The 25,069-nt window shown below is 50.1% G+C and carries 25 protein-coding genes; 3 read left to right on the top strand and 22 right to left on the bottom strand.

From position 1 onward, the window contains the following. Nucleotides 1-51 precede the first annotated feature (51 nt). Complete coding sequence (locus tag KHA84_RS03390; protein ID WP_213422123.1) at nucleotides 52-414, top strand: SCP2 sterol-binding domain-containing protein; 363 nt, start codon at nucleotides 52-54, stop codon at nucleotides 412-414. A gap of 41 nt (nucleotides 415-455) precedes the next feature. Continuing rightward, nucleotides 456-1,118, top strand: coding sequence for an HAD family hydrolase (locus KHA84_RS03385; protein ID WP_213422122.1), 663 nt, complete (start codon nucleotides 456-458; stop codon nucleotides 1,116-1,118). 54 nt (nucleotides 1,119-1,172) lie between these two features. Here the strand turns inward: KHA84_RS03385 and KHA84_RS03380 are convergent, their stop codons facing one another. The 3 genes from KHA84_RS03380 to KHA84_RS03370 are packed head-to-tail and all read right to left on the bottom strand — an operon-like array spanning nucleotide 1,173 to nucleotide 3,604. After that, entirely contained in the window at nucleotides 1,173-1,742 is a 570-nt protein-coding gene (locus KHA84_RS03380) for a 5' nucleotidase, NT5C type (protein WP_213422121.1), read from the bottom strand. 1 nt (nucleotide 1,743) lies between these two features. Beyond that, nucleotides 1,744-2,856: a bifunctional diaminohydroxyphosphoribosylaminopyrimidine deaminase/5-amino-6-(5-phosphoribosylamino)uracil reductase RibD gene (gene ribD, locus KHA84_RS03375; RefSeq protein ID WP_213422120.1), complete on the bottom strand. Its 1,113-nt coding sequence runs from the start codon at nucleotides 2,854-2,856 to the stop codon at nucleotides 1,744-1,746. After that, nucleotides 2,843-3,604: a GTP cyclohydrolase II gene (locus KHA84_RS03370; protein ID WP_213422119.1), complete on the bottom strand. Its 762-nt coding sequence runs from the start codon at nucleotides 3,602-3,604 to the stop codon at nucleotides 2,843-2,845. Before KHA84_RS03370 ends, ribD begins: the two co-directional genes overlap by 14 nt. A gap of 183 nt (nucleotides 3,605-3,787) precedes the next feature. Between KHA84_RS03370 and KHA84_RS03365 the strand changes: the two genes are divergently transcribed. After that, nucleotides 3,788-4,318 (top strand): helix-turn-helix domain-containing protein, encoded by a 531-nt coding sequence (locus KHA84_RS03365; RefSeq protein ID WP_213422118.1) that lies wholly within the window; start codon nucleotides 3,788-3,790, stop codon nucleotides 4,316-4,318. A 251-nt stretch (nucleotides 4,319-4,569) separates the two neighbouring features. Here the strand turns inward: KHA84_RS03365 and KHA84_RS03360 are convergent, their stop codons facing one another. From KHA84_RS03360 to KHA84_RS03270, 19 genes are all read right to left on the bottom strand, one after another. Further along, nucleotides 4,570-5,295 (bottom strand): hypothetical protein, encoded by a 726-nt coding sequence (locus tag KHA84_RS03360; protein WP_336511075.1) that lies wholly within the window; start codon nucleotides 5,293-5,295, stop codon nucleotides 4,570-4,572. A gap of 88 nt (nucleotides 5,296-5,383) precedes the next feature. Continuing rightward, the gene (locus tag KHA84_RS03355; protein WP_213422116.1) at nucleotides 5,384-6,127 is read right to left on the bottom strand and encodes a hypothetical protein; all 744 of its coding nucleotides are present in this window, start codon (nucleotides 6,125-6,127) and stop codon (nucleotides 5,384-5,386) included. Between the two features lie 120 nt (nucleotides 6,128-6,247). Further along, nucleotides 6,248-6,832, bottom strand: a complete 585-nt coding sequence (locus KHA84_RS03350; RefSeq protein WP_213422115.1) for a hypothetical protein — start codon at nucleotides 6,830-6,832, stop codon at nucleotides 6,248-6,250. 7 nt (nucleotides 6,833-6,839) lie between these two features. Then, on the bottom strand, nucleotides 6,840-7,583 hold the full coding sequence (locus KHA84_RS03345) for a hypothetical protein (protein WP_213422114.1): 744 nt from the start codon (nucleotides 7,581-7,583) through the stop codon (nucleotides 6,840-6,842). A 46-nt stretch (nucleotides 7,584-7,629) separates the two neighbouring features. Next, nucleotides 7,630-8,388 carry a hypothetical protein gene (locus KHA84_RS03340; protein WP_213422113.1) on the bottom strand — a complete coding sequence of 253 codons (759 nt, stop codon included), beginning with the start codon at nucleotides 8,386-8,388 and terminating at the stop codon, nucleotides 7,630-7,632. 150 nt (nucleotides 8,389-8,538) lie between these two features. Further along, on the bottom strand, nucleotides 8,539-9,312 hold the full coding sequence (locus KHA84_RS03335) for a hypothetical protein (protein ID WP_213422112.1): 774 nt from the start codon (nucleotides 9,310-9,312) through the stop codon (nucleotides 8,539-8,541). 161 nt (nucleotides 9,313-9,473) lie between these two features. Next, nucleotides 9,474-9,926, bottom strand: a complete 453-nt coding sequence (locus tag KHA84_RS03330; protein ID WP_213422111.1) for a DUF5085 family protein — start codon at nucleotides 9,924-9,926, stop codon at nucleotides 9,474-9,476. Continuing rightward, nucleotides 9,923-10,375, bottom strand: a complete 453-nt coding sequence (locus tag KHA84_RS03325; RefSeq protein WP_213422110.1) for a DUF5085 family protein — start codon at nucleotides 10,373-10,375, stop codon at nucleotides 9,923-9,925. The genes KHA84_RS03330 and KHA84_RS03325 overlap by 4 nt, the downstream gene beginning before the upstream one ends. A 22-nt stretch (nucleotides 10,376-10,397) precedes the next feature. Beyond that, nucleotides 10,398-11,198, bottom strand: a complete 801-nt coding sequence (locus KHA84_RS03320; protein ID WP_213422109.1) for a hypothetical protein — start codon at nucleotides 11,196-11,198, stop codon at nucleotides 10,398-10,400. A 13-nt stretch (nucleotides 11,199-11,211) separates the two neighbouring features. After that, complete coding sequence (locus tag KHA84_RS03315; RefSeq protein ID WP_213422108.1) at nucleotides 11,212-12,801, bottom strand: ribonuclease YeeF family protein; 1,590 nt, start codon at nucleotides 12,799-12,801, stop codon at nucleotides 11,212-11,214. A gap of 35 nt (nucleotides 12,802-12,836) precedes the next feature. Further along, a complete protein-coding gene (locus KHA84_RS03310; protein WP_213422107.1) occupies nucleotides 12,837-13,130 on the bottom strand; it encodes a YwqI/YxiC family protein in 294 nt (97 codons plus the stop codon). A gap of 15 nt (nucleotides 13,131-13,145) precedes the next feature. After that, a complete protein-coding gene (locus KHA84_RS03305; protein ID WP_213422106.1) occupies nucleotides 13,146-13,496 on the bottom strand; it encodes a YwqH-like family protein in 351 nt (116 codons plus the stop codon). Next, nucleotides 13,493-14,041 carry a type VII secretion EssA family protein gene (locus tag KHA84_RS03300; RefSeq protein ID WP_213422105.1) on the bottom strand — a complete coding sequence of 183 codons (549 nt, stop codon included), beginning with the start codon at nucleotides 14,039-14,041 and terminating at the stop codon, nucleotides 13,493-13,495. The genes KHA84_RS03305 and KHA84_RS03300 overlap by 4 nt, the downstream gene beginning before the upstream one ends. Continuing rightward, the gene (esaA, locus tag KHA84_RS03295; RefSeq protein WP_213422104.1) at nucleotides 14,031-17,003 is read right to left on the bottom strand and encodes a type VII secretion protein EsaA; all 2,973 of its coding nucleotides are present in this window, start codon (nucleotides 17,001-17,003) and stop codon (nucleotides 14,031-14,033) included. Before esaA ends, KHA84_RS03300 begins: the two co-directional genes overlap by 11 nt. Then, nucleotides 17,000-21,475 carry a type VII secretion protein EssC gene (gene essC, locus KHA84_RS03290; protein WP_213422103.1) on the bottom strand — a complete coding sequence of 1,492 codons (4,476 nt, stop codon included), beginning with the start codon at nucleotides 21,473-21,475 and terminating at the stop codon, nucleotides 17,000-17,002. Before essC ends, esaA begins: the two co-directional genes overlap by 4 nt. 32 nt (nucleotides 21,476-21,507) lie before the next feature. Then, complete coding sequence (gene essB / locus KHA84_RS03285; protein ID WP_213422102.1) at nucleotides 21,508-22,860, bottom strand: type VII secretion protein EssB; 1,353 nt, start codon at nucleotides 22,858-22,860, stop codon at nucleotides 21,508-21,510. A 57-nt stretch (nucleotides 22,861-22,917) separates the two neighbouring features. Further along, nucleotides 22,918-23,157: an ESX secretion system protein YukD gene (gene yukD / locus KHA84_RS03280; protein ID WP_213422101.1), complete on the bottom strand. Its 240-nt coding sequence runs from the start codon at nucleotides 23,155-23,157 to the stop codon at nucleotides 22,918-22,920. 82 nt (nucleotides 23,158-23,239) lie between these two features. After that, entirely contained in the window at nucleotides 23,240-23,533 is a 294-nt protein-coding gene (locus tag KHA84_RS03275) for a WXG100 family type VII secretion target (RefSeq protein ID WP_213422100.1), read from the bottom strand. A gap of 504 nt (nucleotides 23,534-24,037) precedes the next feature. After that, nucleotides 24,038-25,012, bottom strand: coding sequence for a DUF1672 family protein (locus tag KHA84_RS03270; protein ID WP_213422099.1), 975 nt, complete (start codon nucleotides 25,010-25,012; stop codon nucleotides 24,038-24,040). Nucleotides 25,013-25,069: the final 57 nt, after the last annotated feature.

The following is a 25,069-nucleotide window of genomic DNA, read 5'->3' as shown; positions in this document are numbered from 1 at the left end:
CCGGATTGCCTAAGATGAATAAGTACCTACTAACAAGATGGGGGCATGAACATGGGCAATTCTCTGAATGTCCTCTCGCTTGACGAGATCTGGGCAAAAATCGGTCAGGAACTGGATGCCAAACCGGAACCTTATCAGGACGAGCACATCCGGTATGAATTCATCATCGACGAAAAAGGTGAAGTCAGCCGCTGGCAGCTGTTGCTTGACAACGGACGGGCGGAGATCTTCCCTGGTATTACCGGTGAACCGGCCTGTACCCTCGAACTGAGCGGAAAGCACTTCCGTAAGCTGCTGACAGGTGACCTGAACAGCATGGCCGCGTTCATGACCGGCAAGCTGAAGGTATTTGGCAATGTCGGCTTCGCGCTAAAGCTTGAAAACCTGCTTAAAGAATACCAGTTCTCCAAATAAACGGGTTCCGCCCGCCGGATCAGGAAAGGACGGTGCAAGTCATGCGTGTTGCAATCTTCGACTTTGACGGGACACTTTACCAGAACGAGACATTTGACTTCATGATGACTCACCTTAAGCAGCATCCCGAATACGGAAAGCTTTATGGCAAGTTTTTCAGGCGGATCCTGCCTGTATATACGGGCTACAAGATGAAGCTCGTCCCCTCCCCTGTGATGAAGGAAAAGTCGATGCAGGCTTACCTCGCTCCTTTTTCGGGATTTGAGGAAGAACAGCTGACCCGCTTCTTTGGCGAGATGGCGGCAGCGATGCGGAGCGGATTCAATCCGGAAGTCGTACGGCGGGTACATGACCACGCTGAATCGGGTGACCGGGTCATGCTCGTATCCGGTGCCTTCACTCCGCTCCTGCTTGAGGCTGTGAGGGATCTGCCGTTTGATGACGTCATCGGCACCGACATCCCGTATTCCGGAAATACATATGATGGGCGGACAAACATCTACCATATCCGCAGCAAACGGAAAAACGAGCGCATCCTCGCTGCACTCGGAGACACCCCGGTTGCCTGGGAAGAAAGCTCCGCGTTCGGCGATACGCTATCCGACATGACGGTGCTTGAACTTGTCGGAAAACCTGTCGCTGTCCGGCCGGAGGAGGGCCTCCGGAATATCGCGGCAGAACGGGACTGGGAGATTATCGGATAAACCAAGAAGGCACTTCTCGCATCATTGCGGGAAGTGCCTTCTTCTGATGAGCCCTTATTTTTCTTCTGTCAGCAAGCCGAACAGCTCCGACCAGCCATGGATCCTCGGGATGTTCAAATGCCGGTTATAGGACTGGTTTTTCACAAAGACGTTCAGGGGACGGTCCTTCAGCGTTTCCAGCACAGCAGGCTTGTCATCAAAGTAATAATCAAGTTCCAGTTCATTGATGATATGGACCTTGTCCTCATCATTCATGCCGTAATAGAATCTGTCTTCCCGCACCGGAAAACCGGTTTGGATCATCCATTCCATCGTGCGCTTTCCGTGTTCCTTTGGCCTGGCCGTTATATAGTAAATCTCATGACCCTCTTCTTCCAGTCTTTGAAGCGTTTCTGCGGCATCCGGATAGGGCGGGCAGTTTGTGTAATAGATATCCTCAAGCGACCCCCTCCACATCTTTCCGCCTTCTTCGGCCGTCATGCCGAACAGTTCATGGATTTCCACTTTGTCCAGGTCATAAAAGAGGGAAATGTCGACATTCCGGTTTAATTTCCGATTGTACAGGTGAAAGGCATGTTCCCTCAGGTTGATCAGTGTATCGTCAATATCGAAGCCGAATTTCAAATCAGATTCCCTCATTTTGTTCGGTATTGTAGTTCGGATAGCCCGTGAACTTGTAATCTTTCCCGATCTTCGTGATCACGAGATTGTCCAGCTCAATGGCATCGCGCATCAGCCCGATGCCGGTGCCTTCCAGGAATGTAGGGGCCTTTGCGCCTCCAATCAGTTTCGGGGCCAGGTAGATCTCCACTTTATCCACGAGCTTATTCTCAAGGAAAGCCGCATGGATCGAGCCTCCCCCTTCGACCAGAACGGAGGAGACCAGCTGTTCCCCGAGAATGCGGAGGACATCATCCAAGTCCACACGCTCGGTTCCCGAAGTCGGATAAACGGAAACCCCTCTATCCTCCAGCACTTCCCTCGCGTCCCGGTCATGATTTTGAGCAGTGAAGATCCAAGTCTCCGCCTGCCCGTCCGTAACAACTTTGGATTCGAGCGGAACCCGGAGTGTGGAATCCAGGATGACGCGGATCGGGTTCCGGCCGTTTGGGATCCTTGTCGTCAGTTCGGGGTCATCCTCGATCACCGTATTGACGCCGACCAGGATCGCCTGGTGTTCATTCCGAAGCTGATGGACATCTTTGCGTGCCTCTGCAGACGTGATCCATTTGCTGTCTGCTGTATGCGTTGCAATTTTACCGTCCAGCGTGCTGCCCGCTTTCATCGTGATGAACGGCTTTTGGGTCACGATGAATTTGTTGAACACTTCATTCATCCTGCGGGATTCCTCTTCCATGACTCCGACCGTCACTTCAATCCCGGCTTCCTCCAGGATCCTGACCCCGTTGCCGGCAACTAGCGGATTAGGATCAAGGGTGGCGATGACGGCTTTGCGGATCCCGGCTTCTACTATGGCGACCGCACAAGGACCTGTCCGGCCATGATGGGAACATGGCTCAAGCGTGACGTAGATGGTCCCGCCCTTTGCCTTGTCACCGGCCATCCGAAGAGCATGGATTTCCGCATGCGGTTCGCCTGCCTTCAGATGCGTCCCGATGCCCACAATCCGGTTGTCATTGACGATGACTGTACCGACGAGCGGGTTCGGATTGGTCTGCCCTTTCATCGCACGGGCATTTTCAAGTGCCAGATTCATATAAAACTCATGGCTGGTCATCTGGGTTCGTGATGCCTCCCTCCAAATGCCCGGATCGCTGGACCTTGGTCTGCAGATACTTTTCATTGAACTCCGAGCGGTCGCCCCATAACGGCTGGCGTCCGGAAATCGGAAGGCCTGCCTTCTGAAGGGCATCCAGTTTTCTTGGGTTATTCGTCATGAGGGTAACCGGCTTATCCCGCAGGGTTTTCAGGACGCGGATTGCATCGTCATAGTTCCTGGAGTCATCGACAAATCCGAGGCTTTCATTTGCTTCCACGGTATCGTAGCCATGCTCCTGCAGAACATAAGCCATCGCCTTGGAGAACAGCCCGATCCCGCGGCCTTCATGATTCGCCAGATAAAACAGGGCTCCCGTTCCATGGTCCACAATATTCTTCATGGACTGCTTGAGCTGATAGCCGCAGTCGCACCGCTTGCTGCCGAAGATGTCCCCGGTATGGCAGATGGAATGCAGTCGGATCAGGGCATCATCCGCGTTTTCAAAATCACCGTAGACCAGGACGCTCGACTGCTGGTATTCCGCGAGATTTGCAGAGGACAGCTGATCGATGATTTCCTGGTAATCCTCTGTCGCCTGGCATTGGTTCAGCCAGCAATACCATTGGAACACGACAGTCTCACCGTACAGGTTCACGGGCAGCCGGATCGGGCCCACGAGGTAGATGGCACCTTCACCGGTATTGATCATTTGGATTTTATCTTTCAGGACATCCAGCACTTTGGTTTCCAGCTTTGCTTGAACCATAAAAAATCATTCCTTCACATCGATAAATTTATCTTAGATTGATCATTCTAATGGGATGTATACTTGGATAAAGTATTCTTACATGAATATTTGTTTTCTATAAAATAACACTGTATGATGGATAACGTCAATTTATCCATGTTACGATTATATGCAAAATCAAGATTTCAGGGAGGGCTGGATATGGAGATCGGTTCCAAAATACGTGCAATCCGCAAACGGAAAGGGCTGACGATCGTACAGATGAGCGAGCAGACAGGTCTGTCCAAAGGGTTCATCAGCAACATCGAGAACGACCATACATCGCCCTCCCTGAATACGTTGCAGTCCATCGCGGCCTTCCTGGATGTTCCGCTCCCCTACCTGCTCTTGGAGAAAAAGGAGCATATGAAAGTCGTGAGGAAAGCCGAGCGGGTGTACACATCGTTTAATGATATCAAGATCGAGCACCTCACTTCCCAAAGCGGTCTCAGGATGATGCACATCGAACTGCCGCCAGGTGCCTCGACCGGAGAAGCGATCGCCCACGAAGGCGAAGAGGCTCATATCGTCCTGAAAGGAATCGTCCTGGCCGAACAGGGAGAGGACTCAATCATTGCCGAAGAAGGCGATTCATTCAGTTGGAACGCAAGCGTGCCTCACTTTGTGAAAAACATCGGAGACACCGAGGCCATTCTGCTCATTGCGGTCCATTCCGAGAAGGGCATCCAATAGCGAATTCCGAACAAAAGCACCGCGCGGATATATCCGCACGGTGCTTTTGGCATTTCCGATAATCATGATATTAGTATATAGAATCGATTAAACAAATTAACATCCATAATGTGCAGTTGCTTTACGTTCCGGCGCAGGCTTTCCGCGGGGAAGGCATCAAGTCCCTTGCAGGGTCTTTCCGCCCTTCCTTTTCCGCAGGAGTCCGCGCCTCCACTGCAAGCAACCACGCTAATCATTTTCAATTCAATTGTTCATTTTATATAGAAGTTAAATTCAGGATAGCAATACTTGCAGTAAAGAATAACGAGCTGTTCCGGAAGAACAACGAGCATGACATAAAAGCTTGCCAGCCCAAGAATAATTGCCGTCATTTCATTGAGCCCCTCAAGGCCGGTTGCTCGGATGTAGGACTGTATGATGATGACAATGCCGAGACCCGCAGCTATAGCTATCGGCAAATAGGACCTGTACTCAAGATTCTCCCTTGCCTGATCCACTCTTGTTCCTGCACGGTAAGCCCCTTTTTTCAGCTTGCTCCGGAACCTAATAGCTGAGAGAAGAAAAACAGCGGCTCCAATCCCTAACGTGATCCAAGTGGTCGTCATCAGGCGCTGTGGTGAAATCCCTGTCCCATTCAGGCCCAGAATAAACAAAGCTATAAGATATCCGTTCACTGCAAAGATATTCTGTGAAACCAAAATGGATATTAGATATTGTCCCCTTTCAAACTTGCGATAAACCGGCGGGATGGAATAGATCAATGACAGGGCCACGAGAAGGGCTGTGATCCAGAAATGCCATTGCAAGATATCATCTTTTTTCGGGTGTACGGTTTGAGCGGATGTGACCCAATACTGCAGCGCATACAAACCCGTCTGGGCAACTGCTGCCAGCGGCAAAATGCTTCCCAATTTGGACGGACTCTGCCTGCCCGAGATAAACGGCTTTCTCAATACTTCAAAATCATTACTGTTCACGGGCCACCCGCCTTTCAACCGACCATGTTTTCCTGAATATCAAAAAGATAACATAAGCGTCCCGTCTAAGCGATAAGGACTGGAATGTTCATTTGGTGTAGTAGTTAAAGCTTTTGAACCGGAACTTGCAATACAGGATGACCAATTGCTCCGGCAGGACAAACAGCATCACATAGAATAAGCCAAAACCGATAAGAACAAAGACGAGGCTGTCAAAATCCTTCCATCCGTTTTGCCTGATCACATATTGCAGGATGAAAAATATCCCGAGTCCGGCAACAGTTGCAGCAGGGAGATAACTTTTGTACTCAATCGTCTCACGCATCGATTCCTGACGGGACCCCTCACGATAATCTCCCCGCCGGATTTTCCTGATGAACCTTGCAAAAACCAGCAGAAACACTAATAGGCCGAACGTCAGGCTTATCCAGGTGAAGGTAATCATCGATTCAGCTGAAGAATCCGTCTCCTCTGCTATTAATAAAAGTGCACAGATATAAAATGTGATTCCAAACAGGTTCTGAGAAACCAAGATACTGACCAAATACTGCACTTTCTCGCTTCTCCTATACACAACAGGCAGTGAGTAAATCAATGACAGGGCTATCAAAATAGCGGTGAACCAAAAATGTCCCGTCAGAATCTGACGCTTCCATGGATGATCGGTTGCATAAGCAAAGACATAATACTCCAAAGCATACAGTCCTCCCTGGAGAACTGCAGCTAGCACCATATTACCCGCAAGGTTCTGGGGGCTTTGCCTTCCTGATTCCAGGGGTTTGCGGAGGGCTGCGTAGTTTCTCTGATCTTCAATTTGCTCAGTGTTATTCATATCTCTAACCCTCTCATAAACACTTCTTTCTCTTGGAGCAAAGCTGTCTCCTCCTTTATGAACCCAGCCCCTTGATGACGGTCGAATAAAGAAAAACTGCAGCCGCCGGTATTCTCGGGCTCACCTGCAGTTTTTTCCTCTCCTGACTTTACTCTGTCCGATCATATGTAAAGAACTCCATCTCCCGGTCTGATTGCTTTCTGTCATCCGGTCGAACAGCGCTTCCTGCTCAGGAGAAAGGTCAATCAGAAACGGCATGGCGCGGTCCGGCATGATCACTCCCACCTGATCTTCGGAAAGATGGACCCGGAACCGGTTCCATATCCATTCCCCACTCCGCAGCCCCAGTGAGTAAACAAAAGAGACATCTATAACAGGGACGCCGAGCCGGTTGATCGCGACGAATAGCATCGATGAGTTCGCCGTCACCCCGAGCACCTGAATGCTGAAATCCTGTTCGATTCCCCCGTCAGGATTCTCGGCAGCCCACTTTTCAAGACCGAATAAAGCTCCTCTGAGCGTGCCTGCTGATTCTTCTTCCGGTTCCTGAACAAATGTGAAGAAAGCCGGCCCATTCTTGTAGACCCCTTTGTCGAGCACGAATGACTCAAGCAGACCAAGAGGTTCCTGCCAGTCCGTCTTCCGCTGTTCTGTCCGATACGTCAGCACGTGATCAAAGACGAGCGGGCGCCGTTCAATCGCCATGTCTCTTTCATTTCGTGTAATAGTTAAAACTCTTGAACCGGAATTTGCAGTACAGGATCACCAGCTGTTCCGGCAAAATGAACAGCATCACATAGAACAGGAAAATGCCAAAGAAAATAATCAGAAGCTTGTCAGCACCAATATAGTTTGAATGGGTGATCAGATAACGGAGGATAAAGAACAGCCCAGACCCTCCGGCTATAGCTGCCGGCAAATGGGATTTATATTCAAAGCTGCTTCGACTTTCATCTTGGGCCGATCCTACCCGGTACTTGCCCCTTTTTATCCTTACGATCAGACGAACAAATGTCAGTACAAGTACAATTGCACCCACGGCTAGTGTCCACCGGGTTACTTCCAGAATGGACTCTGCTGACATTCCGTTTCCTTCTTCTGATATCAAAAGGAGTGCCCAGATATAAATGGATAGACCAAAAAGGTTTTGTGAAACAAGGATTGAGACAAAATACTGGAGCTTCTCAGCCTTTTTATAGATCTTTGGAATCGTCAAAATCAATGATAAGCCAATCAAGATCCCTGTGAACCATGTGTGGGCAGCCAATATCTCTTCCTGCCATGGATGTGCAGTTCCGGAAACTGCAAAGAAATACTCCATGGCAACCATAAAGGCCGACAGAAACGACCCCAAGATCATATTACCTGCTAAGTTGGCAGGACTTTGGCGCCCTGATTCTAACGGTCTTCTGAAGACAATAAACTTCTCTGCCGACTGCGTATTTAGCTTAAGCATAGAATCTCCTTAGTTAACGCTACTGATCATAATTTCCGGTCTTCCTTCAGCTTATTTCTTCTACCTGTTTAAGTCTGCCGGATTCAGAAAAATTAAAGCTCTTAAACCGATATTTACAATACAGGATAAATAATTGTTCCGGCAGGATAAACATCATAGCAAAATAAATGCCAATACCTATTACAATTAACATCATATCCTCCATACTTGCCCAACCGGACATTCTAATTGTATATTGCAAGACAAAAAATAGTCCCAGCCCGGCAACAGTGGCCATGGGTGCAAAAGACTTGTATTCCAAGGCTTCTCTCTGTATGTCAGCCTTTGTCCCCTCCCTATAATCACCTCTTTTAAGTTTTTTCCAGAAACGGATTGCTGTTAATACAAAAATCAGCAATCCTGCTGAAAGTACCACCCATGTGGCTGTTAAGATTGAAGCAACAGTGGCATCCGAACGCTCGTTTCCCATAGTGAACAGTGCGCATATCGGGAGGATGACACCCGCCGTGTTTTGGCTGATCAAAATCAAGACTAAATACTGAATTCGCTCTGCTTTTTTATAGATAAACGGTGAGGAGAACACCAATGCTGATAGAGAAAGTACAGCAGTGATCCAAAAGTGTACTTCCAAGATTTGCTCTTTCATAGGATGGATCGTCCCGTCCGCCGCAACATAATATTCTAACGCGAACAGGCCTGCCTGGAAAAACGTAAAAATGAACAAAATTCCCCCTAAAGCTTTGGGACTCTGCCGCCCCGATTCAAGCGGCTTTCTTAACACAAACACATCTTTTTCTTGGAGCAAAGCTGCTTCCCTCCTTAATGAAACCAGCCTTAACTTATCCTTTGCAGAATTCCTCTAAGAATCATCACACAGCAAATTGCAATCAAGGCGCCTATGTAACCTGCTTCTTCGGTACGGTATCTCCTAGCTATGAAACGGATATCCGAACATTTAACTCTTTTCAGTTTCACCATCATGTGTGACTTCATCTAAATACGTTTGCCCTTTAAAGTTAAAGCTGCTGAAACGCAGTTTGCAATACAAAATGATGAGTTGCTCCGGAAGCACAAAACACATCGTGTAAAACACAGCAAAACCAATGAAAATGATGATGAGCTGGTTTGGATCCCCTAATCCCAGGTTCCTTAGAACATATTGGAGGATAAAGAAGAGGCCAAGACCGGCAACGGCAGCCGCAGGCAAGGAGGACTTATATTCGAATTTCTTTCGTATCTGTTCACTTCTCGATTCTCGCCGATAATCCCCCTTCCTGATTTTCCATATATAACGAAGGAACGTGAGGAGGAAGACGAAAATCCCCGCAAATAGAGTAACCTTAGTGAACGTCATCAAGGAAGCATCCGACAAACCAGCTTCTATGTCTGTAACAGCTAATAAAGCCAGGATGTAGGAGGAAACACCAAACAGATTTTGTGAGAATACAATACTGATCAGATACTGCAATCTCTCAAACTTCCTATATACAATAGGTAACGCAAAAACGATACCAAGCCCAATTAAAATTAAACTAGTCCAGAAATGCCACTTAAGAATACCGTTTTTTAGTGGATGAGCACTTGAATATCCTATGACATAGAATTCCAAAGCATATAATCCAGCTTGTAAAAAAGCGCCTAATACTAGGATTCCGGATAAGTTCATCGGACTTTGCAGGCCCGATACAAGCGGCGTTCTTAACACAAATACATCTTGTTCTTTGAGCATACTATTTTCTCCTTCCAAACACCCGCCTTCCAGAGTCAACGTCAAAGTCTTCGATGCCATCTTGCTCAGGGGTTTCACACAGTTCAAATGATAAAAAGCATCGTGCAACAAATGTTGACGATGCTTTTTAGGCCGATTCGCTCAGCACCTCCAGAGGAGAATTATCCGCTGACACCCACGCTCATTTCCACATATGTACTGCCATCCGGGGCCTGCTTGTACTCCACGAAGACCGGTGTCTTCTGCTGCAGGCTACCCTTCTTCACATGATCGTAAAGCGCCCAGTAGGCAACCTGTGATTGTTCATCAAAGTCGTCCCTCAGACGGATTTTAGAAAGGCCCTTTACTTCGAAGTAACTGCGGAATATAACTTCTTCCTCCGCCGGGATAGTCAGGTTGTCCTCTTTGATGCCCATATGCAGTTCGGCGGTCATTACTTCGGCTATCGGCTCGTTCAGCATCGTAAAGAACAGCCGGCCGTCTACATTTGCACCGTAGGTCTGCAGGATAGCCCGAAAATCTTCAAAGGCAAGACCGATTTCTGCAGGTACAAAGCTGTACCGCTTCGAAGCGACATTGCGATGACGGATCATCCGGTTCTCTGTGATGTTCATTCCGGACGGCCGCCTTCAACCGGAACAGCGAGGTCGATGATGATGTCGCCATACACATCGATCAGCACACAGTAATAAGTATTGCCGAGGACGATGCCCTCCTGTTCAGCATAAGCTTGGACTTTGGCGAAAGCGGCATCAAAATCCGCTTCCTGTTCTGCCTGTCGCATAACGAGCGCATCCCCGGAATGGAAACGCTCCATATAGCCGAAACCGTTATCTTCTTCAATTGTCATCTGTTCGCTGACCGGCAAATAATACGTAAATGTTCCCGATTCCGCTCCTTCTTCCCCTTGGAATGTGAAGAAGATGGGACCGTTCTGGTAGACGCCTTTATCCAGAAGAAGTGTTTCCAAAGCGCTTATAGGCTCCTGCCAATCTGCTTTCCGTTGCTCTGTCTGATAAGTCAGCACGCGGTCAAACACGAGCGGACGCCGTTCCATTGCCATGCCTCCACATCCTTTATAAATTCTATCTGTAATGCGAATCTCCAAAAAGTTCTTCTGCCTCGTCTTCATCTACCGATTCAACCAAGTATGGCCGTCCCTCAAAGTTGAAGCTGCGATAACGCAGTTTGTAATAGAAGATGGCTAATTGCTCAGGAAGAACAAACAACATGGTGTAGAAGATGCCAAATCCGATCAACAGGAACACCAGAGTACCCAGTTCCTCCATCCCCGACTGCCGGATTACATACTGGATAATGAAGAAGATCCCAAGACCGGCAACCGTAGCTGCGGGAAGGTAGGATTTGTATTCAAACTGTGCCCGCATCTGGTCGCTTCTGGAGCCTTCGCGATAGTCGCCCTTGCGGATTTTCCAAATGAACCGGGCGGATGTCAGAAGGAATATGAAAAGCCCTACAAGTAATGTGGTCCATGTAAATGTCATGATCGAATCAGCCGATGCCCCGAACTTCCTGTCCGTGGCAACGAACAGTGCACAAATATAGAAGGACACTCCAAAAAGATTCTGGGAATACAAGACACTGATTAAGTACTGGAGCTTTTCAAACCTTTTATAAACGAAGGGAATGGCCAGGACCAGGCCCAGGACAATCAAGACCGCACTCACCCAAAAATGCCACCGCAAGATCTCTTCCTTATACGGATGGTCGGTCGAATACCCGACAATATAATATTCTGCCGCATATAGCCCGGCCTGAAGAAAGGCACCAAATACAAAGATCCCGGATAGGTTCATCGGGCTTTGCCTGCCCGATTCCAGTGGCCGGCGCAGGACGGCGACCTTTTCAAAGTTTTCGTTGTTCATTCAGTTGCCTCCATCACCGGAACCAGCCTTTAATGTGATCCATGGCAGATTTGTCCGAGTCACCGAATTTCTTGTTCAAGAGCCAGTTGGCCCCGATGCCGGCTGCCATGCCTACTGCAGTGCCGACCCCGGGAATCGGTATGAGGGCCGTACCGGCTGCAGTGAATCCGGCCTGTACCGCTCCGCCGACAGCGGTGTCGACTGCTGTATCCAAAGCGGCCCGTTTATGGGCCTCCCCTCCGCTTAGACCGTCCGCTGTTGCACTCTCATAGTTGCCCGCATAGGCAAGGCCCGCGCCAATCGGGCCAAGCGCTTTACCCGTACCTCTGATGACTCCGCTCGCTTTGTTCATCATTCCAGGGTCCTTGACCCGCTTGAACTCGTCCGCCGTTCCTTTGACATCCCACAGATCGGTGAATGCGCCGGTAGTGCCTTTCACTGTCGCTGTCCCTATGACCTTGCCTTTTTGGCCGACAGTGGTCGCACTCCCGGTGAAATGCTCAATATCCGGATGCATCGTCTTCACTTTCTCGCCGGTCGGGGACCAGCCGCTCTGGCCCGGTTTGCGGGTGGCATATTTCAGCATGACGCTTCTGCTTTCATACTGGGCAACCTGCTGCGGAGTCCATTTGCTTCGATCTTTTGGCAGACCGCGGGTCAACATTTTCTCGACTTGTGCGTCAAGCGGGACTCTGAGAGTATCCAGCGCTTTTTTTGAAGCATTGATCCGGTATTTATAGCTTTGGCTTTTGGGGTCCCATGCTCGGGTGGTTTTAATCCCGCCTTTTCGGCCTGCCACGTAGAGTGCAAATGCTGACATTCCGCCTTCCCCTTTGCCGACCTTATCCACCACATCGGCTCCTGACTGGATTGCTTTCGAGACGCTCGCCCAGTTGAGCGCACCCTCTTGATCTGCCTCAAACGGGACGGTGCAGATGTTTTCCCCTGTGATCATCGGATGGCCCTCCATATAGGCCTTCCATTCTTCAGCAGGAAAATCGACATCCGTGATGCCGTCTTTGAACATCCCCTCAATTTCTCCAAGCCACTGCCCCATCCGGAGCAGACCGTCACGTACCGGGATAAGGGCATTTCTCTGGGTTAAATCGAATTCGTTCAGATTCGTGACTGTGTTGTCCTTCTTTTTCCTCGCATTCCGGATGCCCTGCTGGACGTCGCTGTCGTCCAGGTGTGGCAGAGCTGTAATATCAGCGACAGAGTCCATAATTCCGTTCGCATCGGAAGTGAGGTTTCTTGAAATGGTGGCCATTGAAGTCAGGCCGTTCTCAACCTCGCTTTCAAGAAAACCTTCCCGGATATATCCGGAAGCATTTGGTTCCAGCGATTCCTGCGCATACTGGATGGAAGTCAGAACAGATTCAAATGTGCCGGCAAAGCTTTCGAACTGGTTGAGTAATGGCAGATGGCAGTCGCGATAAAACGATTTGATCGCTTCTCCGCCGCTTCCGGCCAGCGAATCACCCAGGTCCGTCACCGCCTGCACACCTGTGCGGATTGCGTCCATTTCCTGCTGAAGACTCTTCAACTTATCGCGGTTGCGCTGCAGCCCTTCCCTAAAGGGTGCTACATCGAGCGTTTTCATTGATTTCCCTCCTTTTCCCGCTGAGCATCCAATCCTTATACGGGCTCGGGTCCGTTCCCGGTTCCGCTGATGGCGGTTGCCAGTTGCTGGTCGACGTCTGCAAGGAAGTTGATTGATTCTTCCGAGGTCATCACATTCTGCTGAAGCAGTACCCGGTAGCGGGTCAGCATCTGTTCCATATAGGTCATGAGTTCGTTTAGCGAATCAGCGGTATCGAGGGTGTTTCCGGTGATCTGCCCCGGCGCTGAGGCATCCAGCGAAGCCGCTTTGGCATCCAATGCCTCGAGTTTGGCCCGGACTTCCTCAAAGGCCACTTTCAATTCTGTCATCACTTATCCCTCCGGTTATCGTTGCCGCTCCGCCGCTTCCTGTGCGCGGAGCTGGGCGATGACCGATTCAAGTGACCGGATCTCGCTCTGCAACAAAGTGATTTTATTGTCGATTGAAGAATAGGCATTCTGGAATTGAGATCCGGACACTTCAAGGTATGGTGTCAGGATTCCAGACTCCCGCGTGCTGTTGAACTGATTTGCATGTTGCCCATGCCATGTCCGGGCAGTCAGTTCGGGTTCTTTGAATTTCGATTCTTTAGACTGAAATTCGCCCTGTTTCCCCTGCAGTTCCCCCCTGCAGCTGTTCAGCCGCCTGATCTGCTGCCGCTTTTCCTCCATAAGCATCTGATAATACGAGATCATGCATGCTTCCCCTCCGTTTCTTCCTTGTGCCTGACTGTTGGTGCTCCCTTGCTTCCGCTCTTCAGCAAAGCGGGGATCATGAGGCCGAAAAGGCCAAGAATTGCCGCTCCGATAAAGCCGATAAAAATATAGGTCCGTATTCGGTGATCACCGGTTGGCTCATCCGGAATGTCCACAGTCTTGCCGGACTGCCCCGCTGCTGTTTCTTGCGATTCAGTGAACAAGCCAAGCTCAGCAGCCTTTGCTGCCGCCGTCCCTGTTTCAGGACGGCCCGGTTCAAGAAACAGGTCTGAAACTTCTATAGGGGGCTTAAATCGTACAGGTTCAGAAAAGTTAAGATTGACCTGCGCTTCGGTCAAAGTGTTTTTCATCTCAACCTTTCTGCTGTCATGCAGGTATTCCGTCTTCTTCCTGAATGGAAGCGACTTGTATTCAAGCGGTTCCAGTGAGTCCCCCGGATGGCTTCCCGTGTTTGCGGCTGCCGGAATTGCCGCTGAGAAGAAGAACGTTGCCGCAAGAACGGCAACGGCATGCTTAACTCTCATACGATTCTTCCTGAATGATGGTTTCACCGGCACGCCACCTTTTAACGAGCCATGCAGCAGTCAGCAGAACCACTGCCGAAATACCGGCGATTGCGGCACCGGAGTCAAACAAAGTGACGGGGTCATATTTGATCGACATATAAACCGGCGAGAGGATATCCGGAACATTGGTTTCCGGGACACCCAATTTCAGAAGCGGGGCGATATAAAGGCAGACCAGCACAATCGCCGCAATCCAGCCCGCGGTCTCAGCCGCATCAAGCGCCGTACTGATCAGCGCAGCTCCCGCGATGACGATGAGAATAGTGAAAATCGTCCACTCTACCGCCCGCTGGTCATTTAGCGCATACATATTCACGCTATAAAGACTGATAATCAGTCCCGTAATCCCGCCCAACAATGCGAGCATCCCAGTCCGGAGCAACGGGGTGCCTTCCCGCATCTTATGACTGAAGAATCCGATCGACAGACTGGTGATCATCAAGATGACGAAAAGGATAGCCGGCGGCACTTTCTTCATCTCTTCTCCTGCAACCGCCTCGCCTCTGACGCTGAGCGGGTTGGTGAAGTGATCGAAAACATATCCATTTTCCTGTCCGTCCACATACGTGTTGTCAAGGAAGCCTGCAACGTCATCATTGAATGCCGAAATGGCTTCCAGGTTTTGCTGCCATCTGCTGCTGTATGAATCCGTCGCGTTTTCAAAGCCTTCCGCTTTGCCCTGTAGCTCGCGGGCATAGCCGACAATACTGTCCTGGCCTTCCGATACTGCATTCATTGTCGAACTCAGACTGAGCAGCTGCATTCCGATTGTCTGCTGGCCGGAGACAAGCTCCCCTTCGCTTGAAGAGATCTCCGGCTCGCTGCCCGGAAGGCGGGTACCGGGTTCACGCAGCTGAGCAAGAAGTGTATCCGCCTGGTCTCCGATCGACTGAAGATTTTCAAGAAGTTTCATGTGCTGCATGCCGACGGACTCTTCATAGCCGGCGACAATCGCGGCGAATGAAGAATTCCATTCTTCTACACGCGCACCTGTCTCAGGAAGCCCTTCACTAACCTTTTCCCACTGGAGCAATTCCTCTTCCTTTAGTGCTGCGACGTTTTTCGTCAGCGTCTGGATGATCTCATCCTTCAAGACCTCGTCTTTCCGCTGCTGGCGCCCGTCGGTCCGGTCATCTAATGTGAAAGCCATCTGCTCCAATGTGGCGTAATAGGCAAGAAGCGAATCCAGGTCTTGAGCTGCAGGTGCTTGCTTGAACAGTTCTTTCAGTTCTTTTTTCCGTTCCGGGGAGAGGGTGTCCAACTCAAGAAGTCCCGCTTCTTTCCTTTCAATCTCCCTGACGATCGCGACTGCATTTTCCGGATACTCTTCGAGGTACAGTTTCGTCTCCGAATAGATTGCCATGAGCCTTTCATATGCGCCGAATAAGTCACCGTAGTAGCCCGCTGCAACTTTTGCAACGTTTTCCTTAGTTTCCCCTTCACTATTGCCGTTGCCATTACCGCTGCCATTGCTCCCACTGTTTCCATCGTTGCCGTTTTCATCTTTCTCGGCCTCTTCTTCTTTAGCCCCGATAGACTGAGTCACATCTGAAAGCTGGCTGGACAATTCATCCAGTCGGGCCGGGATTTCTGATTCCGGCTGCTCTTCCACGATCTGTTGCTTCAGGCCATCGATCGATGCGGCCAGTGCGGTGATGGTCTCCTTTTCTTCTTCAAGAGAAGGCAGTCCGTCCCCTTCAGCAGGAGTTTCCGGTTCAGGCTGTTCCGGTGGTGCCGGTTCTTCCTTGTCATGCTCATTTGCAAGACGTTCAAGCTCTTGCTGAATCGCCTTTAAGTCATCGATATTCGGCAGGTCTTCCACTTCGGTCACGCTTGGAATCTTGGAACCTGCGCCGTCTTTAAGATTTTTTTGCAGGGTGCCAATCAGTGTGTCGTTGTATTCATCAATCGCCGTTCCCTGTAGCGCGAGAATTTCTTCAGCCTGTCGTTCTGCCTGTTTGAGGCGGATTTGCTCAAGGTCACTGAACTTCTCCTGATTGGCCGCAATCTGTTTGTTTACTTTTTCCAATTGCGCCGCCATTTGGCCGTTGTTTTCCTTCAGGCGGCGGACGGTTTCCTCGTACTCCGCTGCCTGTCCGGCAGCCATCTGCTGGATTTTAGCGATGCTGTCCGACTGAAGATCTTCCAGGATGCTTCGCTGTTCCACCTGGAATGCCTGGTAGGACTGGACATTCTGGAGAAAGCCCGAAAGTTCGGTCTCGAATGCTTCCACATTGTCTACACGAGCTGCATGGTCCTGATTGGCTGCCCCTTCAATGGTCTCCCTCAGTTGTTCCATCTGTTCGCGCTGCCGCTTCATGACATCGGCAAGTTCGGAAGAACCCGGGTCGTAATACGCGACCATGGCGTCCAGGAACTCGCTTTCCTTATCCAGGATTGACGAGAATTCTTTCTTGATATGGTCCATTTCGATTGCGACGTAGCTCCAGTACATCGTCGATATTTTGCTGTTTACACGTTCAGTCGCGCGCTCAATCTCTTTTAGTACGTTTTGTTTTGAATCCGCGTTCTTCTGTTGCTGGATGGTGTAATTGAATTCAGCTTTTTGCGGATTCTGTTCATCATAGGACATGATATTCGAAGAAAAGTCGGATGGAATATACAGGACGGCATCGTAACGATTTGATTTCAGCCCGCTTTCCGCAGCACCCCGGCCGGTCACTTCCCAGTTATAATCGGAGTCTTCCGAGAGGATGGAGAGGACCTCTCTTCCCATCTCGATCTTCTGCTCTTCCCGTTCACTGCCAAGGTCCTCGTTGACTACAGCAATTGTCCGTTCCGCCGGTTTGGCGAATGATGTGAAACTGCCCGACATGAACCAGAAAAACAGGACAGGCAGCGCGAGGATGGCAATGATCCCTCCAATGATCGGTGCGGATTTTTTGACGTTGCTTTTCATCGTACGTTCTCCTTCTCCATTGTGCATAACGGAATCATGATTTTCGTGCTGTTCCCGTTCAGGATATAGTGTGCAAAGCCAGCAGGAAGCTCGGCTTCTTTCCGTTCGTATGGAACGTTGAAGAGCGTTTGCTCGGACTTCTTCATGAATACCAGTGCCTGGCGTACAAGCTTCAGCTCATTCGTAAATGCGTCGTAGCCTTTTGTGAACTCGGCATTGTTGCCGGACACAGCCACATTAAATCCAAGATGCCCATAGTTTTTCATGAGTTTTACCAGCCTGTCCTGTATACGGGAATCCACGGTCTGCATAAACCTTGAGTAGCCGTCGATAAACAGGTAAACAGGCACGGGATGGAATGGAGCACCAGTTTGCACGGCAGTGACATATGCAGTTTCAGCCTCCTGCAAGTACATTTCCGCATCAGTGATCCATTGTTCCAACTGCTCCTTCGTCTCTGCGTAGGTGACGCCAGGGTCTTGAGCATATTCCGATAGGCCGCGTTCGAACGAGTCGAATACTGCGAGCGGGCCCGCCTGCTGCCTTCTGGCCGTCCGGATCAACTGCTTCATTGCATTTGTCTTGCCCCGGCCGGGCAGACCGACGAGCAGGAGATGGCGGTGTTTGCTGAAGTCGACCAAAACCGGCAGGACAGCCTCTTCGTCCAGGCCAATCGGTATCATGCCTGCAGCGGCGGTATGCCCGGCAAGTTCGTCGAAGCGGCGTGCCGGCAATTCCGCCGGCAGCATCGGAATCGGAGAAGGGCCGTTTTGCCCTTCATACCGCCCCCGGAACTCCTGAACCTTCTCCTTGACTCCGTTCAGGACGCCAAAATCGTCCGCGCCCTTTGCAGGCAGGAACAGTTGGCCGAACAATGTTTCTTCGGTTTTGATAATCGCCCGTCCCGGGAAAGGTTCCGGCGTAAATGGCGGGCGTCCGATCATCCCATACATCTCAGAAGAGTCCATGAGGTAATGGACAATCTTCACTTTCAGATTGTTCATAAGGTGATGACGGACCGACTGCGGACGGGTCGCAGTGAGAAGAATGTGGATACCCAAGGCCGAGCCGTCCCGGCTAAACTGGCTCATCTGCAGTTCCAGTTCCTCCAGTTCATCCCGGATGATGTCGTAGTTGTCGATTGCAAGGTAGATCAACGGCAACGGCTGTTCAGAAATCTGATTGTACATGAGGATGGAACTGACTTCCGCCTGTTGGAACAACTGCTTGCGCTTGCCGATTTCCGCACGGATCATCCGGACCAGCTTATCCCGCTTCAACTCTTCGTCTAAGGTCAGATAGTCTGCCGAGTGCGGAAGTTGGCGGAGCGGAAGCAACGTCCCGTTGCCATAATCCAGCAGATACAAATGCGCCTCTTCCGGTGTCATGGTCCCTGCAATGCCCAGAAGGAGTGATTGCAGCGTATAGGATTTGCCGTAGCCGGCCGATCCGAAAATGCCGACATTCCCGTCGCCCATCGGGTCATAGCCGACTGCCCGCTGGCTCTGTTTTTCCGGTTCATCAATGACAGCGATGGCAAAACCTTTACCGTCATATTGATAGCCGCCTGCATTCACGATCCGTCCTGGCAACGGCGGCAGCCATGGGCTTGGGAGCTTCCGGATTCCAAGTTCATCCGCAGTTGATGCAATGGCAGCCGTCACGGCATCGATTTCCGTCAGGCCGCTTCGTTTGCCCTTTGAGACAGCAGATAGGCCGGTAAGTGGCTCCAGTCCGAGATCAGTGACAATGGCCACTTCATCTTCCCCGTCATGCGTTTCATTCTGATAAGGCGCCCCGCTCCAGGCGGACTGGAACAGTTCATACACTTCGTTGTTGCCGACCTGCAAATAACCGCGTCCGGTCACTGTGAGATTTGCCGCATCCCCGTTTTTCAGGATTTCCTTACTGTCTGAAGCGTCCTGCACTTTCAGGGCGATCCGGAATCTTGCGTTGCTCCAAATCTGGTCGTCGATGATGCCGCCCGGCTTCTGTGTCGCCAAAATCAGGTGGACCCCCAGACTTCGGCCGATTCGGGCCGCACTGACAAGTTCACGGATGAACTCCGGCTCTTCGGTCTTCAGTTCGGCGAATTCATCCGAGATGAGGAACAGATGCGGCATCGGCTCCTGTGCCTCTCCATTTTTATAGAGTTCTGCATATTCATCGATATGGGTAACGGTATGCCGGTCGAAAAGCCGCTGCCTGCGCTTGAGCTCGCTCTTGATCGAGGCGAGGGCACGGTCACTGAAGTTCCGGCTTCCTTCGATATTGGTGATGGTGCCCAGCAAGTGCGGAATGTTGCGGAACGGCTGGGCCATGCCCCCGCCCTTATAGTCGATTAGCAGAAATGCGACTTCATGAGGATGGAAGTTGACCGCCAGCGAAAGAATATAGGTCTGAAGAAACTCCGACTTCCCCGAGCCTGTGGTCCCGGCTAAAAGCCCATGCGGACCATGAGCCTTTTCATGGAGGTTCAGCTCAATCAGGTCCTCTCGTCCCTTGTACCCGACCGGGGCTGCCAGTGAGCGTGCAGACTCGTTTACACGCCAGCTTTCAGCAATCGGCAAGTCGTCCGCTTCCGTCACGCCATACATTTCAAGGAAGCTCACCATAGAAGGCAGGGAGTTTGTTACCCCGGTCTGATGGTCAAGTGTCCTCAGCATGCGGGCAAACCGTTCATTCCCTGTCGCTTCCTGCGCATCGAGCCTGAAACGGGTGTCCGCCGCAATCCCATCCCGAATGAGAATGTCACCCTCGCGGTCATTGACATACCGCACAAGCATATGTACATTCTCCGTAATCCGCTCTTTTGCGTTTGCCGTGAAGATGACGGAAATGCCTAATGCTTCATGGTCCTTCCCTTCGAGAAACTCCATGATAATGTGTTCAGACAGCAGCTTGTAGTCGGACACAATGAAGACGAGATGCGGCAAAAAGCGTACCTTGCCTTTGTTCTCGTCATTGTCACGCTCCCTTAATATTTCGTACAGCGACCCCAGCAGCTGATCACGGGTCCGTTCATCGTGGATCAGCCCTTTCGCATTCATGTGAGGCAGCTGGAAATGCGGCAGCCATTTCATCCATTCCACTTCTCCATATCGGGCAGTGTCGAACACATAAATGAACCTGACATCATGATAGCTATGGAAAAAGGATAGCTGTCCGATGATTTGGCCGATCTCTTTCCGGATGACTTCTTCCTTACCGAACATTCCGATTATCCCCTTGGACAGGTTGGCTGTGATCGGTGCGTTCCGAAGTTCCCTGTACACTTCCTCCATCCGTTTCGACTGCTCGATGAGATCATCCACTTCCCGATTGGCAAGGTCACCCGCTGAAAGAGAAAGGCTGTAGCTTGCAGGCACTGTGCCCGTCCCTAATCTGAAATGCAGAAAGTCTGAATTGTCCCTCGCCTTCTCCCAGATCCTGCCCGACAGTCCCTCCGTCAGCCGCTTTAGTTCTTGGAATGGAGGGAAATGGTAGTCAAGCATTCTTTGTTGGCCTTCACGCAGTTCGTGAAGCTCCTCGCGCATATTTTCCAGATATGCCTTGTAAACCCTACGCCTCTTTTCTTCCTGAAGCTTTCGGCGTTTCCGCTCCTTGAAGTACTGGACAGTAGACGTAATGATCGTCACGGTGAACATCGAGATGGAAATCAGGATGAACAGCCCCCGGGGAATGAAGATCACGACCAGAGACATGACAATCAACATGACGAGCGGGGGCAGGATAACGAGCCAGAGCCCCCTCCCCTCATCCGGCTGTTCCTGCATCGGGAAAGACAGTGATACCTTATCGTCGGGCGCCTGGTGGATAAGCCGCGGGGTGCGCCGGTAGACCGGATAGGTTTTCTTCACCTCAGACTCCGGTTCTTCAAAGACCGGGAGGGCCGTCCTGTAGGAGTAGGGTGAAGCGATCTCAATTCTGTCGTTTCCGGCCAAGTGGATCTCCAGCATGAGCCACTGGATCACATCCCCTTCTCTGAGCCGCACCGCCCCTGATGTCTTCTTGCCGTTCAGGTAAAACGGGCTGCCGAACTCCACATCTGCAGACCAGCCGTCCGCCCCTTTCAGCAAGACAAAGTTCTCGCCTCCTCCGGGTTGGCCAGTGCCTGTTACGTTTACTGTCGCTTCCGGGTTTTCCGTTGCAAACACCAATTGGTTTTCGAAGCCGATAAAATAGGTTACGCTTTTGCGTGGTGCAGGGATGATCGCCAAGTTTAGTGACCGGCCTTTCTGCAGGGCGGTCAACTGATCTCCGATTTTGAGAAAGCCGATGTCCCCCTTCCGGTCACTGACACGGTATCCGTCATCCCCGCCTTCAAGCGTGATGGTTCCGTTGGCGAACGGGAAGTCAAGAACTGTCACCGTGTCATCGGAGGAGGGCCCTATTGACATCCGCTTCGCGGCATATTCATCGAAATCGATTTTTTGGTAGTTCTCCGAATAATGGACCCACAATTGCTGCATGGATTCGTTCACCTTCTATCCTTTCAAACGCTCTATGAGCCGCTTTTTTCTTCGGATGCCTCGCCTTCCGGTTTATCGGCTGGCTTTTCTTCGTTCTTTTTGGCTTCCTTCTTCTCATCCGCTTTTTCTGACTGCCCATCTCCATCGACTTGGCCTGATTTTTCAGGATTCACTGGGGTTTCCTGTTTTCCCGTTGTGACATTATCACCAGAGGTTTGCTTTAATTCCTCCATCGCCTTTTGGATCTCTTCAAGTTCCTTGTCGATTTCCCCGATCTGTTCCTGCTTTTCCTGCCCGCTCAGTTCCTTGTCGGCCCGTATCTGTTCCTGACGGATGGCGAGACCGTATGCCAAGAGAACCGGATCCTCCATCGCACGGGCGATATCGACCGCTTCCTCCGCTTCATTACGCCCGATCAGCACCCAATATTTCAGATAGTTTTCATCTGTCTTCAGCGTGATGTTTGAACGGATATTTTCCTTCTGTTCTTCTGTCAATCGTTCATTGATGACATAGGAATCAGCCAACTCAAAAAGCGAGATATACGGCAGGCTGTCAGGTCTGTAATCGGATAGTTCTGTTACGGTATCACTGTAATTCATCGACAGGTAGGCTTGGTGGGCTGCATTGATCGCGGCCGTCTTCGGTTTTTCATAGACAAAGGTGTACAAAGTAAATGCGAGTGAAGGGACGAGGAGTACACCGGAGACGACTCCAAAGATTTTTGCGGTTTTCCACTTCTTTAGCGGGAGGCGGATATTCTCTTGCTCCCGCCGGTTCACATCCGCTATTGCACGGTCGATATAGGCCCTGAGCGTGTCCGGATCCCCAGCTGCCATGACAGCCGCGGCATGCGGTTTTAAATCGAGTGTATCGTGGTGATGAAGATACTCTTCGAACTTCCGTGTCCCGTCTACTGCGACAGCAACCGTCGCTTTTGTTTCCTGCCAGATCCGAGCCGGATCCGGTGATTCCGGCGGCAGGCTGTCCGTCACACCAAAATGGAGAAAATACGGCGTCATTCCGCTGTCCATCACAATATTTTCCGGGCAGACAAGCGGCTGCAGCCGACCTTTGCTATACCGTTCTGCCAGGTCGACAAGCTTAGAGGTGAAGATCCACCTTGTTTTCTCATCCTCATCAGGAAGCGAACTAAACCGCTTAAAGCGCTCCGGGAATGAAACGGTGATCTTCAGTTCGTCACCGCTAAGATCGATCTCTTTCCGGATGACCGGATCGGCTGCAGACAGAAATGAGATTTCGGCTTCTTGATTCATCCCGATCCGTTCTGTCTGGAAAATGAACGAACTTTGATGGTCCACATGCCGGATATCCGCGTCCAGCAATTTTTCCATATAAGTAAGCGGTTGTTTATCGATCGCCATTTCGGTCTACCCCTTTGCTAAGTTCAAACTCTATATGTATGTCGTGAAAAAATGGTTTTAAAGGATTTCCAGGCGGTCCCCGCTCTGGATGCCGCACTTTGCTAATGATAAATGTCCTGGAACCACCCGGTTTTTATTGGCGATCCTGACCCAATGCCCTTCCCGCTGGGATTTTGTCACACCCTTTGCCTGGCGGGCGATCTCCGTCACTTTCTTCATTGTGTGATAATCCGACAACCGGAGGTCGAAAACCCCTCCATCATAATGGGTCAGGTCCACAGTGATCTCGATGTACATACAGTCACCCCCGCATTAATGAAGGAAGAGCGCCTTCCGGTTGGCAGAAAGGCGCTCCAAAAAATATTCACCGCGTGGCTGATCAGCCGCGGATTTGGCCGGCAATCTGCTCGTCCGCATCACGAAGGGCTTGTCCTGTGCGGTTCAGCTGGACACCGATTTCCGAAAGAAGATCACGCATGTCATTGAAGTGTGGCTTGAGACGCTCATACTGTTCAGCGAATGCACGGCTCGATGCACCCTCCCATACGGAAGTGAGTTCCGAAATCATACCGTCGAGGCGGCCGATCTGTGCTGCCACTTCTCCGGATTCATTATTGTAGCGATTTGACATAGCTTCCAGTTCGGCTGGGGTTACGCGAATGATACCTGACATTTCATCCATCTCCTTTTTGGTTTAAAGTATTTAAAATAACTGCTGTCTGGCGAATCGGCTTGGCGCTCTTCACCGCAGGTATTTCCGGCACATTTTGGGCAATCCGTCACAATTGGGTGGGATTCCCTGGCATTCTTTAAATCTTTCTTTCTATTGAATATCATTTTTAGCTAGCAACTGTCAAAAAAGTCTTGAAGCAAACAGAATACTATTTGGGACCTATGACTCACGCCATCAACTGCATGCAGTCATTAAATCAGTTTAAAAGTTTACAAACGCACAACAATATATGTATAGATATACCCACTATCACTTGATAACTGATTCAAAATAACTTAACTTCACTTCAAAAAGGTGACTTAAGTAATATTTTCACTTTTCTTTCCTCCTCCTTGAAACCTTGAATTCATATCAAATTAAAAACCGGCTTCCGCCGGCATAAATCGGACTATAATTACTGTCTCCCTAAGTTGTACCTATTTCCTTCCCATCTCATCCACTGCTTTATTCCTTTATGATTTCATTGGGTCCGATGTTTTTTAACGTATTTGTTTTGCTTCCTGAAGCTCTCCGTTTATCAATGTAATTGTCGTTGAGGTGCAAAGCGTATGTACCTGTCGGAATCCCTTCCAGATTGGTCAAGGACGTTTTCAGTCCATCCATGATCGATTGGTCAGGCTCCGCTCCTTCCTCATCCATATACAAAGAAATCCCGAATGCAATATCCTCTGCTACAAATCCTGCATTTTCCAATGCTTTACGGATTTCCTCTCCTTCTATCTCGGGGTTTTCCAAATACATGTTATAAACTTCTTCAAAAATCAGTCCCAACGGATTGACAAGGTAATATTGATTTGAAAAACCATTTCCTCCGACGTTTTGAACCGCTTGCTTAGTTAGCCCGGTTACAGGGTGAGTTTCAGTAAATTCATTCAGAAATTGATCCAGTTTCTCGAATTCTTCAGGATAAGCTTTTGCATAAAGCCATCCATGAATTGCATTTTCCACTTGCCCTTCATCTGTCCGAATGTCGGCAGTCAACATCTTACCTGTGTCGAAATCATAGGGCACGATTGCATACGTATAAAAGCTCGGATCCGTTTCGGATTTCACAAATACAGTCGCAGCGTCCTGTGCCCCCACGATATTTGTGACCAACACTTCGGTCTTATACATTTTTCGCATATAATCGATTACGGCTTTTTCAACCTGTTCGCCAGCCGCCTTTGCTGTCTCTTCAATTTCCTTGTTGGCCTCTCTTAACTCATATCCTTCTCCGATATAGTCCTGTACGGAAACATAGTTATCTTGCTCATAGTCATTTTCTTTTGCAGAAGTTCCCAAGCTGTTTTCTTCTCCCTTCACTTCACGGTCAACCGCTTCGTCTTTCTCTTGGCTGTGGAATTCACTAGTGCTGCATCCATAGCTGATAAAAGCCAAGCAAACAGCCGATATGATCCATGTTTTTTTTCTTTTCATGATGTCATCCCTCCGTTTCAATCCGGACTTAGATCCTTGGCATCTTCCTTTAACCAT

Origin of the sequence: Bhargavaea massiliensis (genome assembly GCF_018390575.1) — a bacterium.
Lineage (GTDB): Bacteria > Bacillota > Bacilli > Bacillales_A > Planococcaceae > Bhargavaea > Bhargavaea massiliensis.
The sequence above is the reverse complement of the archived record's forward strand: the minus strand, read 5'-3'. Positions and strand labels throughout refer to the sequence as shown.

Coding starts and splice junctions, on each gene's coding strand:
- KHA84_RS03390 (WP_213422123.1), top strand. CDS start 52: ATGGGCAATTCTCTGAATGTCCTCTCGCTTGACGAGATCTGGGCAAAA.
- KHA84_RS03385 (WP_213422122.1), top strand. CDS start 456: ATGCGTGTTGCAATCTTCGACTTTGACGGGACACTTTACCAGAACGAG.
- ribD (WP_213422120.1), bottom strand. CDS start 2,856: ATGACCAGCCATGAGTTTTATATGAATCTGGCACTTGAAAATGCCCGT.
- KHA84_RS03370 (WP_213422119.1), bottom strand. CDS start 3,604: ATGGTTCAAGCAAAGCTGGAAACCAAAGTGCTGGATGTCCTGAAAGAT.
- KHA84_RS03365 (WP_213422118.1), top strand. CDS start 3,788: ATGGAGATCGGTTCCAAAATACGTGCAATCCGCAAACGGAAAGGGCTG.
- KHA84_RS03355 (WP_213422116.1), bottom strand. CDS start 6,127: ATGAATAACACTGAGCAAATTGAAGATCAGAGAAACTACGCAGCCCTC.
- KHA84_RS03350 (WP_213422115.1), bottom strand. CDS start 6,832: ATGGCGATTGAACGGCGCCCGCTCGTCTTTGATCACGTGCTGACGTAT.
- KHA84_RS03345 (WP_213422114.1), bottom strand. CDS start 7,583: ATGCTTAAGCTAAATACGCAGTCGGCAGAGAAGTTTATTGTCTTCAGA.
- KHA84_RS03335 (WP_213422112.1), bottom strand. CDS start 9,312: ATGCTCAAAGAACAAGATGTATTTGTGTTAAGAACGCCGCTTGTATCG.
- KHA84_RS03330 (WP_213422111.1), bottom strand. CDS start 9,926: ATGAACATCACAGAGAACCGGATGATCCGTCATCGCAATGTCGCTTCG.
- KHA84_RS03325 (WP_213422110.1), bottom strand. CDS start 10,375: ATGGCAATGGAACGGCGTCCGCTCGTGTTTGACCGCGTGCTGACTTAT.
- KHA84_RS03320 (WP_213422109.1), bottom strand. CDS start 11,198: ATGAACAACGAAAACTTTGAAAAGGTCGCCGTCCTGCGCCGGCCACTG.
- KHA84_RS03315 (WP_213422108.1), bottom strand. CDS start 12,801: ATGAAAACGCTCGATGTAGCACCCTTTAGGGAAGGGCTGCAGCGCAAC.
- KHA84_RS03310 (WP_213422107.1), bottom strand. CDS start 13,130: ATGACAGAATTGAAAGTGGCCTTTGAGGAAGTCCGGGCCAAACTCGAG.
- KHA84_RS03305 (WP_213422106.1), bottom strand. CDS start 13,496: ATGATCTCGTATTATCAGATGCTTATGGAGGAAAAGCGGCAGCAGATC.
- KHA84_RS03300 (WP_213422105.1), bottom strand. CDS start 14,041: ATGAGAGTTAAGCATGCCGTTGCCGTTCTTGCGGCAACGTTCTTCTTC.
- esaA (WP_213422104.1), bottom strand. CDS start 17,003: ATGAAAAGCAACGTCAAAAAATCCGCACCGATCATTGGAGGGATCATT.
- essC (WP_213422103.1), bottom strand. CDS start 21,475: ATGCAGCAATTGTGGGTCCATTATTCGGAGAACTACCAAAAAATCGAT.
- essB (WP_213422102.1), bottom strand. CDS start 22,860: ATGGCGATCGATAAACAACCGCTTACTTATATGGAAAAATTGCTGGAC.
- yukD (WP_213422101.1), bottom strand. CDS start 23,157: ATGTACATCGAGATCACTGTGGACCTGACCCATTATGATGGAGGGGTT.
- KHA84_RS03275 (WP_213422100.1), bottom strand. CDS start 23,533: ATGTCAGGTATCATTCGCGTAACCCCAGCCGAACTGGAAGCTATGTCA.
- KHA84_RS03270 (WP_213422099.1), bottom strand. CDS start 25,012: ATGAAAAGAAAAAAAACATGGATCATATCGGCTGTTTGCTTGGCTTTT.